Source organism: Streptomyces sp. PR69, from assembly GCF_026420845.1.
In the GTDB taxonomy this organism is placed as follows: Bacteria; Actinomycetota; Actinomycetes; order Streptomycetales; family Streptomycetaceae; genus Streptomyces.
The window spans coordinates 78,348-90,948 of sequence record NZ_JAOWCB010000013.1; the positions used below are offsets into that span (position 1 = coordinate 78,348).

General features: G+C 64.1%; 15 protein-coding genes. 3 read left to right on the forward strand and 12 right to left on the reverse strand.

Annotated elements, in window-relative coordinates:
- Positions 1 to 79 precede the first annotated feature (79 nt).
- The 9 genes from OF819_RS15115 to OF819_RS15155 form a co-directional block, all read right to left on the reverse strand.
- Positions 80 to 2,251 carry a type IV secretory system conjugative DNA transfer family protein gene (locus OF819_RS15115; protein WP_267244029.1) on the reverse strand — a complete coding sequence of 724 codons (2,172 nt, stop codon included), beginning with the start codon at positions 2,249 to 2,251 and terminating at the stop codon, positions 80 to 82.
- Positions 2,232 to 2,531, reverse strand: a complete 300-nt coding sequence (locus OF819_RS15120; RefSeq protein WP_267244030.1) for a hypothetical protein — start codon at positions 2,529 to 2,531, stop codon at positions 2,232 to 2,234. The genes OF819_RS15115 and OF819_RS15120 overlap by 20 nt, the downstream gene beginning before the upstream one ends.
- Before the next feature lie 96 nt (positions 2,532 to 2,627).
- Positions 2,628 to 2,834 (reverse strand): hypothetical protein, encoded by a 207-nt coding sequence (locus OF819_RS15125; RefSeq protein WP_267244031.1) that lies wholly within the window; start codon positions 2,832 to 2,834, stop codon positions 2,628 to 2,630.
- A gap of 6 nt (positions 2,835 to 2,840) precedes the next feature.
- Positions 2,841 to 3,434 (reverse strand): MT-A70 family methyltransferase, encoded by a 594-nt coding sequence (locus OF819_RS15130; protein WP_267244032.1) that lies wholly within the window; start codon positions 3,432 to 3,434, stop codon positions 2,841 to 2,843.
- A 223-nt stretch (positions 3,435 to 3,657) separates the two neighbouring features.
- Positions 3,658 to 4,362 (reverse strand): hypothetical protein, encoded by a 705-nt coding sequence (locus tag OF819_RS15135; protein ID WP_267244033.1) that lies wholly within the window; start codon positions 4,360 to 4,362, stop codon positions 3,658 to 3,660.
- Entirely contained in the window at positions 4,359 to 5,453 is a 1,095-nt protein-coding gene (locus OF819_RS15140; protein WP_267244034.1) for a hypothetical protein, read from the reverse strand. Before OF819_RS15140 ends, OF819_RS15135 begins: the two co-directional genes overlap by 4 nt.
- 2 nt (positions 5,454 to 5,455) lie before the next feature.
- A complete protein-coding gene (locus tag OF819_RS15145; RefSeq protein WP_267244035.1) occupies positions 5,456 to 6,277 on the reverse strand; it encodes a hypothetical protein in 822 nt (273 codons plus the stop codon).
- A gap of 74 nt (positions 6,278 to 6,351) precedes the next feature.
- Entirely contained in the window at positions 6,352 to 6,531 is a 180-nt protein-coding gene (locus OF819_RS15150; protein WP_267244036.1) for a hypothetical protein, read from the reverse strand.
- Positions 6,531 to 6,689, reverse strand: coding sequence for a hypothetical protein (locus OF819_RS15155; RefSeq protein ID WP_267244037.1), 159 nt, complete (start codon positions 6,687 to 6,689; stop codon positions 6,531 to 6,533). The genes OF819_RS15150 and OF819_RS15155 overlap by 1 nt, the downstream gene beginning before the upstream one ends.
- Positions 6,690 to 6,953: 264 nt before the next feature.
- On the opposite strand from OF819_RS15155, the gene OF819_RS15160 reads away from it, so the two are divergent.
- Both OF819_RS15160 and OF819_RS15165 read left to right on the forward strand, forming a co-directional pair.
- The gene (locus OF819_RS15160) at positions 6,954 to 7,544 is read left to right on the forward strand and encodes a hypothetical protein (protein ID WP_267244038.1); all 591 of its coding nucleotides are present in this window, start codon (positions 6,954 to 6,956) and stop codon (positions 7,542 to 7,544) included.
- A gap of 33 nt (positions 7,545 to 7,577) precedes the next feature.
- On the forward strand, positions 7,578 to 9,059 hold the full coding sequence (locus OF819_RS15165) for a hypothetical protein (protein WP_267244039.1): 1,482 nt from the start codon (positions 7,578 to 7,580) through the stop codon (positions 9,057 to 9,059).
- Between the two features lie 25 nt (positions 9,060 to 9,084).
- Here the strand turns inward: OF819_RS15165 and OF819_RS15170 are convergent, their stop codons facing one another.
- Together OF819_RS15170 and OF819_RS15175 are read right to left on the reverse strand one after the other, a co-directional pair.
- Entirely contained in the window at positions 9,085 to 9,711 is a 627-nt protein-coding gene (locus tag OF819_RS15170; protein ID WP_267244040.1) for an ATP-binding protein, read from the reverse strand.
- Positions 9,704 to 10,069, reverse strand: coding sequence for a hypothetical protein (locus tag OF819_RS15175; RefSeq protein ID WP_267244041.1), 366 nt, complete (start codon positions 10,067 to 10,069; stop codon positions 9,704 to 9,706). Before OF819_RS15175 ends, OF819_RS15170 begins: the two co-directional genes overlap by 8 nt.
- A 349-nt stretch (positions 10,070 to 10,418) precedes the next feature.
- Between OF819_RS15175 and OF819_RS15180 the strand changes: the two genes are divergently transcribed.
- Positions 10,419 to 11,870 (forward strand): helix-turn-helix domain-containing protein, encoded by a 1,452-nt coding sequence (locus OF819_RS15180; RefSeq protein WP_267244042.1) that lies wholly within the window; start codon positions 10,419 to 10,421, stop codon positions 11,868 to 11,870.
- A gap of 17 nt (positions 11,871 to 11,887) precedes the next feature.
- On the opposite strand, the gene OF819_RS15185 is transcribed toward OF819_RS15180, so the two are convergent.
- Positions 11,888 to 12,583, reverse strand: coding sequence for a hypothetical protein (locus tag OF819_RS15185; RefSeq protein WP_267244043.1), 696 nt, complete (start codon positions 12,581 to 12,583; stop codon positions 11,888 to 11,890).
- Positions 12,584 to 12,601 lie beyond the last annotated feature (18 nt).

Genomic DNA, 12,601 nt, shown 5'->3' on the forward strand with positions numbered 1-12,601 from the left:
TCGCTCGACGCGAAGACATGGGCGAGGAGTCGGCCGAAGACACGGGGAGGTATTGGCGGATGCGTGCAGACCGGACGCCTCATGACCGCCCTCCTCGGCGTCGCCGCCTACGGCCGATCTGTGGCGTCGGTGTGGGCGTTGGCGATGTTGGCGTTGGTGCTGGGGTGTTCACGGGTCGGGTCGGGGTCGCGTGGTTGCGGTGTACCGCAGCCCGCATCGCCGCTACATCGGCCGTGGCGGGTGGTGGCGGCAGTGTCTTGACCAACGCCCAGCCGGAGGGTGCACCGTCGGCTACGAGGTTGGCGTAGGCGTAGAAGCGCGGCAGAGCCATGAAGTCCTCGGGCTCCAGCTCCGGCGCCAGCCTGGCCGTGTCGCGCGCGTCGTCGTACTCGGTGGCGAACACGAGCTTGGAACGGGCGTTGCTGTCCACGGCACTGCGCAGCGCGGGCGGGAACTGTTCCCGGAACTGCGCGGCCAGGAACCACCCCACGCCCAGCGAGCGCGACACCGCCAGCGCATCGGCAAGTGACACCGGCAAGTTGAGGAACCGCGGCGCCTCATCGACGTAGACCACGCCCGGCCGCCGCACAGAACCGGGCTCGTTTGCCCGCTCCTGAGTGGCCTGCCAGACCTCCGCGATGACGAGGCTGCCGAGCAGCCCGGCCGTTCCTGGGCCGATGAGTCCCTCATTGAGCGGGCAAAGAACGACCTTGTTGTCCCTGAAGACGTTGCGCAGTCGGAAGCCCGCGCCACGCTGATCGAGCATCCGCACCACCGCCGGCCGCAGCAAGAATTGCCGCAATTTGTTCATTCCCGGAGCGATTGCCGCAGCCTGCGCGCCGGGGGACTGTCCCTCGTACCAGGCCCAGAACCCGGCCAGGGCAACGTCGCCGCGTACCTGGCCAATGCGCGAGCGTCGGAACTCGGTGTCGCTGAACAGCCGGGGCAGATCCACCAAGGTCGCGGGCGCGTCCGGGCTGCTGGTGCGCGCCAGCGTGCGCAAGCCTGCCGAGAAAATGTCTGCCGTACGAGCGCCCCACCCTTGGGCGAACACCGCCTCGAAGACGGCCAGGATGCCGTCGACCACCACATCGGGGTCTCGGCCGACGTCCAGGGGGTTGAAGCCGACCGGGTGTTCATCGGCGGCGTTCAGCTCCACCACGTCGCGCACCCGGTACTCGGGCAGGCGGGCGAGGATGTCGTCGATGAGTTGCTGTTTTGGATCAAGCACCACGACCGGCCGACGGGCCTCGATGTCCGCCAAGATGAGATGCAGCAGCGCCGTGGTCTTCCCAGAACCTGACGGCCCGTACGCGACTCCGTGGTAAGTCTGGTCCTTCGGCGAGATACCCAAGCGGCGGTCGTCACCAGGCGCGGCACTGCGTGCGAAGACACGGGGTCCGTCGTGGACATTGGCCGCTGCCCGCAGCGGAAGGGGATGCAGCGGCGGCAGTCCGGGAAGGTCATCCTCGCCGAGCGGCCAGCCCAGGAGGCCCACGAGCTCGGACACTCCAAGGCCGAACGGCCACCGCCACGGGCGACGACCCACGTTCAGCCGGGCAACCGAGTCACGTACCAACTCCAGCCGCACGCCGGTTCCTTGGGCTATCTTCAACGAGGTGAGCAGCGAGGTCATGAACCAGCTCCGCCGCTCCCGTTCCGGGCTGGCAACGCCGAGCCTGATGGTCAACGCCCGTCCGGGCTGTTCGGCGCGCTCGCGCAGCCGGTTGCGAATCTCCATGCTGGCCGGGCGTACTCCCGAGGTCAGCAGGTGCAGCAGAGGTGTCTCCGGATCGGCGACCTCCTTGGGCACACTGCGCGGCCTACGGCGAGGGCCGAGTACGAACTGCACGGCCATCGCCTCGCCGTTGCCCAGCGGGGCGGCCAAGGCCGACAGCAGTGCGCGCGTCGTCACCTCGGCTGCATCGGTACGCAGCGGCAGAGAAGGGGGCCGCAACCGCACGCGTGCGGCCATGGTGACCGTGACACGTTGTTCAGCCGCGCCCAGCGGCGTCAACACGGTGCCCGGCAGCAGATCCGTGAACAGCCGGCCTACTCGTGGCAGGTCGACGGGACGAGCGCCGAGCAGGTGGCGCACCCCGTGCGCGTCAGCCCGCACCTCCAGCACGACCGGCGCCCGCATGGGCTCCACTACCAGCCGTGTCACGAAAGCTGCGACCGCCGCCTCGGTAAGCGGACGGCGAAAATGCAGCCGGGCGAACGCCACTACCTCATTCGCGTTGTTCGCCACCCGTGCCACCTCCTTGCGTATCCGGCTCTTGCGCGTTCGGCTGGTCAACCTCCTGGCCGGCGTTGTGCTGCTCCTGGGCCTGACGCTCGGCCTCGGCCTGAGCCAAACTCAGGAGTGCACGACCCAATTTGTTTAGGTCAGGGGGGTCTCTGCGTATCCCGCGCACCACCAAACGCCGTTCGCGCTTGTCGCGCGGGCTCTTGTTGTTCCTCTTTCGTTTTCCCATGTACTCGCCTCCTTCCTGTTTCGGTTGCTGCTGGGTGTTGACGATCGTCAACACCTCGCTTTTTCCACTAATTAGATATTTCCCACCACTCGTCAAGCGAAGTTGTCCATTCCACAACGCTCTACCTCTGGTGTTCGAGCGAGCGGTGGATCACCAGCGGGAGCGCCGCCAGCGGACAAACTCCACCGCACCCCAGGTGATTCCTGCAATCCCGAATGCCGCAATAATCCAGGGCAGAATGGTCCGCAGCAGATCGACCGCTACGGTCAGCGCCAGCGCCGTTCCGAGTACCAGCAAGCCGACTTGGAACAACCACTGGAACGGATTCTTGAACGGGCTCATACCGCCGTTGTTCATGGCGCGTCACCTCGCTTGCTGGTCGCTGGGGACCGGATAGCCCGGGATGCTGATGTCGGCCTCGACCTCGTTGCCCCAGATGCACCACTGCCGGTTACTCGGCGGACGACGCCGGGCAAACAGCTCCAGGTAGGGGCCGGCGGAGATCCGCTCTATGACCGCGTACTGCTCGTCGGGCTTCCTTGAGTGTTCCTGCACGGGCGCATTGATCCACGTCGGCTGGCTGCGGAACCGTACCGGCGCGTTACCCCGAGTAGCGAACAGCAGGTGCTCAGTCGCGTTGCGGAGCGTGTGCCCTAGGCCCAGCCGGAACTTGATCCAGGTCAGCGGCGCCCGCACGGTGAAACCCCACGCTTCGGCTACTTCGTAGCCGTCACGCAGCGTGTTGTTGGTCACCCACAACCACAGGTGTGCGTCGTCCTCGGCCAAGTCCCGTACGGGCAAGGCTTCGATCCCCTCCCGGGACATGAGCGAGTAGTGCCGCTCGGCGCCTTTTCCGCCAGTTTGGTTCGTCGACCACGGAGGGTCGGCCAGGATGGTCCGGAACTTCTTCGGAACATCACCCGACGTCCGATACCGTTCCTCTTCGTTGTTATTCACGTACTTCTTTCTCCTTTCTGTTACCGGCTCACTTGTCTTTGGGTTGAGCCGGGATACGCGCTTGACTGTGACAAAGCGCGCAAGTCTTGGAAACCGTTGGTTCGCTTGAAGGTTCGGGCGAACATTCGCCCGAAGACACGGGCGCCGTCCTCCGTCGGCATCTCTGGTCGGCACCCACAGCACGCAGCGAAGAAATGCGTTGTGGAATGAGCAACGAGCCGGGCTAGCGCTGTTCCTTATGCACGTAGCTGCCGGGTCGGTGCGTCACCAGGCTGGCGAACAGAGCACGCGCCACCGCGCCCGGAGGGTCGTCGCGCTGGATAGGCGTCACGGTGATGGATTCCGCGAAGGCGTCTTCCGCGACGTAGCCACCGAGCACTACGGCATGAACCGCGCCGGGGAATTCGGCCAGTTCGGTCAATGCGGCAGACGGATGGGCGTCCAAAAGCATGAAGTCCGACAGCACCACGACCGTGGCCTCGTGCTTGGGATGCGCCTCGGCCAGCGCGACCGCCTGGCGCAGGCTGGGAAGGAGGCAACTGCTCCCCGCGCCGTCCGGCGGGATCTGCAACCCGGCCCGCAACCGCTCCATGTTCCCGTTGCTGATCGTCAGCGGCGGCACATCGCCACTCGTCGGGGAGTCGAAGTGCAGTACCGCCCCCAGTTCGTGAGGCGCGACCTTCTTACGGGCCACGGCAGCGAAGGCGTACTCCACCTCCCCATACCGGGCTGACACAGGGTCGGAACCCACCGCCGGGCCAACCACCGACCCGGAGTTGTCGAAGATAGAGATGAGCAGTGTCGGGACGGGCGATGGACGTCCGGCAGCCCCGAGCCGAAACTCCTTCGACGACGGCCGATACTGCGTGCGGGCCGGCGCGCGGCCGAGCAGTGACACCGGAACCATCCGAGACGGCAACAGGATCACCGCACATCACCGTTGACATGCTCGAAGTGCTGCCGGTCGCGCCGACCGACCACGTGGCCCTCGGCGGGGAAGCCGTGTCCGAGTACCTGGGGGTTATTGCGTTGGACGCGCCAGTTCAGGGCCTCCATCCGCCAGGCCGCCGCCTGTCCGCGCAGCACCGACTCCGTCTGTACCGACCGGGCCGCTTCCTCGGCCTCGGCCCGCTGCTTCACGGCCGACGAGGCGGCAAGCTTCTGGTACCGCGCCTCGGCCCGCCGGGCACGCCTTTCCTTGGCGTACACCAGGTCGCTTACCTCGTCCCCGGCTGAGAAGCCGAGCAGGAAGGAACCGGCGGCTGTCGCTGCTGCCAGACACCCGAACGTCAGCCCAGCCGCGGCGCCTTCGGTAATTCCTCGCAGGACGTACACCCCCGAGGCCGCCAGCAGCACCACGCCCAGCGATACGACCCCGACCAGCCCCACCAGCCCGAGGCCCTTGTCCGTGTCGCCGGAGAACAACCGGATGTAGCGGCGCTCGTCGTCACTCAGCGAGTTCGCGTCGCGCTGCCGCATCCGGGCCATTCGCAGGTACTTGATTTCGAGCCCCACCAGGCCCGCGCAACCGGCAGCGACGCCGGACGCCAGCGCCTGACCAAAGGCGATGTAGGGAACATCGCCCCAGCTCACCGCCGAGGCCCATACGCCGGCCATGTCCCCGAGCACCAAGATCAGCCAGCACACCCAGTACCGGAGTTTTCCTCCCGGTTCGCGCCGTGTGTGGGGCGAAAGCACCCGCGCGGCGTGCAGGTAGTCCTCACGCGCCTGCCGAAGCTCTTCCTCCTGGCCGACGAGCAGGATTTGAACCCCAGCAGCCGCACCGTCCAGGCCACGAGCCTGCGTGCGCAGCGGACGGCCCTGTTCCTCGCCCTCGGCTGACCACAACACCTCTTGCTCGCGTGCCAGCGCCGCGTACTCGCGCTCGCTGTACGCTTCGCCGATGTTGCCCGGCCTGGCCAGTGCCGCGATCTCATCCAGCCGGGGCAGAGAGATCGCGTCCGCTTCTTCCGTCCACGTCTCGGCAGGCTCACCCGAGGCAGCCAACTCCTTCGCCACGCCTACCGCCCCACCGCATAGTCGGTGACTGACGTGCACTCGTCAGCCTTCGTACGCTTACACAGGGAGTCGAAGTAGGCGACCAGGCCCTCGACCACCGCCGACTTGGGCGGCTTACCGGCCACGTTGCCCAGGCCCGCGAAGATCACGGACGCACCGGATAGCTTCGGCACCGAGGCCTTCTCGGCCAGGGCAGCGGCCTTCTCCGGGCTCAGCGGCTCCTTGTAGAAGTTGACACCGCCAACCGTCTGGAAGCCGTCCGTGAAGATGACCACGTGGAGCCGGTAGTCCTCACCGAGCTGGTCGTGCCACTCACCGGCAAGACGGAGCTGCGAGGTGATATCCGAGCCGCCGCTCGGCAGTTCGGCGACAGCGGCGTCGTAGCCGCCCCGGATCTGCGTCATCGTCTTGTCGACCAGCTCCGGCACGCGCCGCAGGCGGCTGTTGGTTGTCGCACCATGTGGCTTGAGCGTGTCGTCGAACAGTTCGACCGCCCCAGCGCTCGACGGGCCGAAGATCTCCACCCGCAGCCGACCGCCACACACCGCGGTTTCTCTGGCGATTTCCTCGACGCCATCCAGCCGCTTCGACTTGATGGCTTCACTGTCGCTTGAACCGGTGCCGTCGAGCCGCACCATGGTCGCGGGCGGCTTCGCCTCGCACGTAGACGCGATGCGCCGAAGCTCGTCCAGTCCGCCGGGCGGCGGGGCGTCGTTGATGAGCCCGCAGCCGGTGACCGTCGCCGCCACAGCAGTCGCAACCGTCAAGGCCAGCGAGCCGGGAACGGGCCAACGCACCTGCGCCGGCCCCTTCTTGGATTCCATGAAGTACCTCCTCAAGAGGATTGGTTGAGGGATTGAGAAGCGGCCGGGCACGAGCGCCCGGCCGCAGAGGGAAGTCACCAGCGCCGGTTTTCGGGGCTGGTCAGAGGGATGAGATCGACCGCATCCAGCTCGGCGTGTAGTCGTGCACGGCTACGTTCCTGAGCCGCCTTACGGCCGGCCTCGGTTCGCTCGATGAATGCCACCAGCGACATGTAGGTCATGGCGAGGTGGTAGGTCAGGTTCGACGTCTCCATTACCGCTCACCGCCCTTGCCATCGCGCTGCTCGTGATCCCGAATGGCCTTGTACGCCTCGCCCAAGTGGTGACCCACCGGGTTGTCCCGGCGGTTCAGTTGCCACTGACGAATGCGGCCGAGGTAGTAGACCGCTATTACGGCGATGATGAGTTCCATCGTCTTTGCGTCCTTCTTGCTTGCGTTCGGCCGTGAGCATGAGTCTCCGGCCTACAGGTGTTTACATAGCGCCTATCTGCGACACGGCTCGCCATGCGTGGCGATTGAGGAACCGTGCTGCTTTGCGGCGATGAGGCAAGCCAATCGGAGGAGGCCATGTCCGTACCAGGGCGTTGTGCATACAGGTTTGCGGATGCCCCTGTCCGTAGACCCTCGTACACGGACAAACGATCTTGACGGCAAGATCGTTTTGCGTTTTAATAAATGTCAAACATGCCAGAAGGAGCGCCACGTCCAGAAATTGAAAGAACGCCCGAAGGGCGCTTCTTCAACGTGGATGCCATGAGTAATGAGCAGATCGTGATCCTGTGGCGGAGCCTTGCTGGGGCTGCCTATGAGTTAGCCGACAAATTGCATTATGGGGAGACGCACAGCCAGGGGCTATCACAGGCCAATTTAGATGCGTGCGATGATTTATGGCAGACGCTCGTCAGGGAGATGCATTACGTAGCTGAACGTGACCCCGAGCGTATTAGGGCGCTTGTAGAGAGCTCCGTCCAGAGCCAGGAAAGCCTAGATAGGGAACTAGTAGCACGAGTTTCTCCAAGTCTAATCAATCATGACTACGAGTTCACACGAGACGTCATGGTGTTCTTGAACACCACCGGTGATCGCGCTCCTGAGGGTCCCGCAACTGGTGTCTGGTCTGAAATTGCTGGGCACTGCACGGGAATACTCATGCGTGATCACCTGGCACCAGAGCAGATCGCAGACTTCAACGCTCACCTCACTGCTCACGGGGAGTGGCACGAGATCGATCCAGCCCCGCCCGGCGTGGAGTACTGGGCCTGCTAGCGAGGCGCCGCCGATCTGGGCCATACTGCGTACGTGAGCGTGATCGATGGGCGTGATGAGGAAGCAGTAAAAAAGGATCTTGCATGGGAGCTGGGCGACATCGCCGAGCGACGCCGCCATGAAACATTTAATGACCCCAATAGGCGGGACGACGACGGAAGGTCGGATGTCAAGAGACTCTCCATTACCGCAGAAATCGTAGAAAGGCTAGAGACTGAGAAATGGAGGAAGGACCCATCAGGCGCACTAAGTCTGGTCGTGAGCAAAGCAATCGACTTGCTGCCGGGTAATCCTGATGATCCGGATGATGTAGTACCCGCCTCCTCAATTACCTATCGCAGAGCAGCGGAGATTCTGTTTGGATTCGTTGAGGTGCAACCCAAAGACGGGAGCGACCGTCGTGCTGTATATAAAGATTATGTAGCCGCAGTTAAAATTGAGGCAGATTTCGACGGAAAGAACTTCACGCGGGACTTCTCTAGGGTTGTACGAGTCGAACTCGCGGCTACGATGCTGAAGATGTGGGACGCGTCGTTGACGCGAACAGAAGAGGAAGAATCCTCAGATAAAATCGCAGGCGCCAGCACTACTGATCACCGATCTATCCCCGTGAAGCGGCACTATTTGACATACGAGGAGTTTAGTGCGAACCCGCAATTGTCACCGCCCGTCCACGATCTGATTGATAAAGCCGAAGCGGCTTACGGATACGGAGACTGGTACGGCTCCTACCGCTTCTACGTTGATGCCCATCAGATCTTGAAGGCAGCGCCCCAAGACAAGGAAATTCTCCTTCGCGTTCTCTCTGGTCGCTATAAGGCGGCACTCTTCGCGGGCTCACATAGCCTGCGGGATGACATGGGAATACCCAGTCTCTTTGACCTTAACAGCGAGATGGAGATGGAGCTGGGGTTCGGGTTTCGCAGCCTGCCCTCCGATCCGTTGTTGATGGCTCGTCTCTTGCATGCCCGTATGCGCCATCGCCTTCATCCCCTCCGGAATAATCAAGAACAACTCGAAGGCTTCAACGAAATCTGGGAGCATGTTCTGCATTGCTACGCCCAATCCGGAGCGCGGCAAGAGCACGATGAAGCATCGTTCGAGTTCGCCTGCTTTTACGCGTTGACGGATCGCCAACAGTCGACGCAGATGATGGCTACCTTGGCCAAAAGAACTGAGGACGAAGCCGTCCGGTGGCGATGTCATCTGACCAGTGTGAAGCTGCTATTGATGAACGAGGCTAACCCTGTGCCAGACGTAAACAAGGTGTTTGCCCTCGCTGATCACTTCTTCTCTCATGGGTACCATTTTTGGGCAGCGGAATCTTTCGCGTTTGCGTGGGTTATGGGCTCAATGGTGCAGGTTCCTGCGTATAGGATGGATGCAGCACTTGAGTCCGCCATGCAGGGGTTTCGCGCCATCCGTAGAGAAGGGCGTCTGTCTGACCTGCAGACGATTCCCTGGCGTAGACACAAAGAACCGATGCAAGTGACATCGGCTCTCTTGGGTTATTGATTCTTTACGGAAGGAGGTAGTGACACTACAGAACCCTTAACCCCTCCAACACTCTCTCAAGCAATGCGGTGCTCGCAGCTTCGAACACCACACCCCGAGGAGGCCGCGTCCCCTGCGGAACCCGCCGCTCAAGACGCGGCCTATCGCCAAAAGGGCCACGCGGAGCAGGCGCCTTCCCGATGACCAACTCCGCCCATACGACCTTGCCTCCCGCCGGCGGATGAGCGACGCCCCATCGCTGGGCCAACGCCTCGACGAGCACCAGGCCCCGGCCGCCCTCGGCGTCGTCACCCGCGTCCTTCCTGACCGGCTCCTCCACGCTGCGATCCCACACCTCGATGAACAGCCGCGTGTCCACGACGCGGAGTTGCAGCGCGACCAGGTGTTCCGCCTGGATGTCGTGCAGCTTCACCGCCGGATCAGCAATGCCCGTTGCCTCCACGGCGTTGGTGACCAGCTCGCTCACCACCAGCTCACCATCTGCAACGTGCTCCGACAGGCCGAGGTACGTCAAGTGATGACGTACGAACATCCGTGCAACCCCGGCGGCGGTGCCCACCGCTGCCAGGCGGAGCGAGGAGACATACAGCCAACCCGGTGCAGGCCTTCGCCGCTCGTGTGAGCCGTTGCTGTTGAAGTGCTCGCTACTCACGGCCCGCCTCCTGCTCAGAAGCGGTCGTCTCGTCGAGCGGCTCGACCAACCAGAGCTGGCCGCCAATCTCGCGTTCGACCTCGTCCTTCATGATCTCCGCCAAGACCGGGATCTGGTGGAGGTGCTCCGGCGAGGGCATGACCACGTGGACCACGTTCTTCGCGCGGCTGTGAGCCACAACCTCCGCCCAGGCTTTCAGCTGCTGCCACTGGGCTTCGACGAACACATCTGCGAGAACAAATCCGTTCTCCTGTGCGAAGCTCGCCATGTCGCGCTGAAGACGCAGCACATCGTCGATCCCCATGCCGGGCAGTACGCGAAGATAGCCGTAGGCAAGCCGGGCTGAAGTGGGTGGCATAACATCGGCTCCTTGCCCCGTCGGCCAGACGGGTAGAAAAGCGGGGGCAATTGAGCCTGTTGGCCGCCGGTAGGCGGGCCAACTACAGCCACGCATACGCCGGTATACGTCCGGCGTATTGCCACCCACCGGCCCCATATGGCAATACGCTGGGTAGCGCACAAGCAGGGGCAACCAGGGCGGGAGTACCGGCGGTATGGCACCACAGCAACCAGGCCGCTACTGTCAGTGCGGTACGCGGCTGGCCAGGGACAACGCCGGAGATCGCTGCGGGGCCTGCGCCCGCCAGGAGCGGAAGTCAGCCGGCCAACCGCCCGATCTCCCCGCCGAGTTCTGGCAGCACCCCCGGATGCGCGAGGCCCTGGACAGCTGGCACTTCGGCCAAGTGCTCTACGCCTACCGCACCCACCCTCACCACGAGCGCCCCATCTCCCAAGGAGCCGTTGCCAACTGGCTCGGCGTGACCCAGGCGCAGCTCAGCCGCATCGAGAACGGCCCAGCCCCGCAAGACCTCTCCAAGCTCATGCAGTGGGCGCATAGTCTCCGAATCCCGGCCGACCTACTGTGGTTCAAGCTGCCGGGCAGCCAGCACCAGTTCGCCGTTCCCGCGAATCCGCAGGAAGAGCCCGATCACCAGAAAGCAGAGCAGTCGCCCCAGACCCAGGGTTCGACGCTGCTTCCGGTCGTCGTCAACGGACAACCCGTCTTCGTACCGCTCGACGCCTCCACGCTGGCGACCAGCGGCCTCGGCAGCCTGTCGGCGATCCCAGCCGACAGCACCACGAGCGCAGAACGCGAGGCCATGAGTCCGCTCCACCGTAGAACCCTGCTCAGCGGCATCGCCGCTGCAGCCCTGCCCGGTCTAGGCTTGGAAGAGCTCCAGCGCGTCGCCAGCGCCCTGGAAGATTCCCGCCGCTACCTCGATGGCCCCGTCGTCGACTATTTCCGCGCCCAGCTCGAGAACGCCAAGCGCGACGACGGCGCCCTCGGGCCCAAGAAGACCTTGCCGGTCGTCCTCGGGCTGCTCGGCGCCATCGAACAGAACGCCCGCGACGTGAAGCCCAAGGCTCGCCGCGAGCTGCTGTCCGTCGGTGCCGACGGAGCCGAGTTCGCCGGATGGCTGTACCGCGATATCCACCAGCCCGGACAGGCCGGCTTCTGGTACGACCGCGCCATGGAGTGGGCTCAAGAAGCCGACGACAGTGCCATGCAGGGATATGTCCTGCTCAAGAAGTCCCAGATGGCCTACGACGACCGCGACGCCCTTCGGGTGCTCACCCTGGCCCAAGCAGCTCGTCACGAGCGGTGGCAGCTCCCGCAGCGCGTCCACGCCGAGGTCACTCAGCAAGAAGCCCTCGGCCTGGCCATGACCGGCGAACCCCTGGACGCCGTCAAGCAGAAGCTCGACGAGTCGCGCAGCCTGCTGATCAACGTGCCCAGTGACGACCCGAACCCGCTGGGCGCCTACTTCGCCGAGGACACCCTCATGCTCCGCAACGCTGTCACGTACACCGAGGCGGGCAAGCCGGGCATGGCCGTGGAGCTGTTCGGCGAGGCGATCACCTCCGGAACGCTGTCACGGCGTGATAAGGGGTTCTTCAATGCGCGGCGAGCTGCTGCCGTGGCGCTCTGCGGCGAGCCCGACGAGGCCGCCCAGCTTGGCCAGGCCTCCGCCGAAGTAGCCCACACCATGAAGTCGGAGCGGACCCTGCGTGTCCTCTCCGAGGTGCTGCACACCTTGGATCGCTGGAGTAGCCGGCCTGCGGTACGAGACTTCCGCGAAGCTCTGCGAGCTTCGTGACGTGCAGGGCGACATCGTTAGCCTTCCGGCGACTGCCCCTCCTGGTTCTCGACGATCACGCGCATGGGGCGATTTGGATTGGGGAGCTTCTTCTCAATCTTCTCAATCGCCTTGCGGACGTAGTGAAGGTTGCCCTCGGGAGCGTCACGGGTCTCCCTGAAGTCGGAGAGGTCAATCTCGTAGGTCATCGGGGGGAGCGGTCCGTGCGGCCCCTCCGCTTCTACCGTGATGGTGTGGAGTTGAGAGATGTCGTCCTTGACGATCTGGTGACCGACGCCGATGAACCAGACGAGCTTGTGGCCGGGACCAAGAGACTTGATGCCGTTGCGAAGGCGTCGTTGGGCAGCGTCTCCCTTCGAGGAGGGATCGCTCGGAAGTGGAGGCTCGATCGTGGCGCGGATGTTGTTCGCGAAGGTCGGCCCGGAGTTGCCGAGGATGAGGTTGAACGCTGTCCCCTGCGCAGCGTCGGCGCGTACGTCCAGCCAGACGTACGGTTGGGCCGCATCTTCTGCGATCTTGCGTTGGAGGTCGGTCTGCGCCACCGCCGCATCGGCCGCCCTCTGTTGGAGCCTCGTCTGATCCCTCTGAATCGCCGTTTGATCCTTGGCGGCGTTGGCGGCCCGCCTGGTGTAAAAGGTGGAGACCAAGGAGACGATGGCTGCGGCAACAGCGGCTCCTGCGGCAGCGATCGCGGCGAGCGTTTCGGGCTTCATGCCCTCATGATCTCAGTG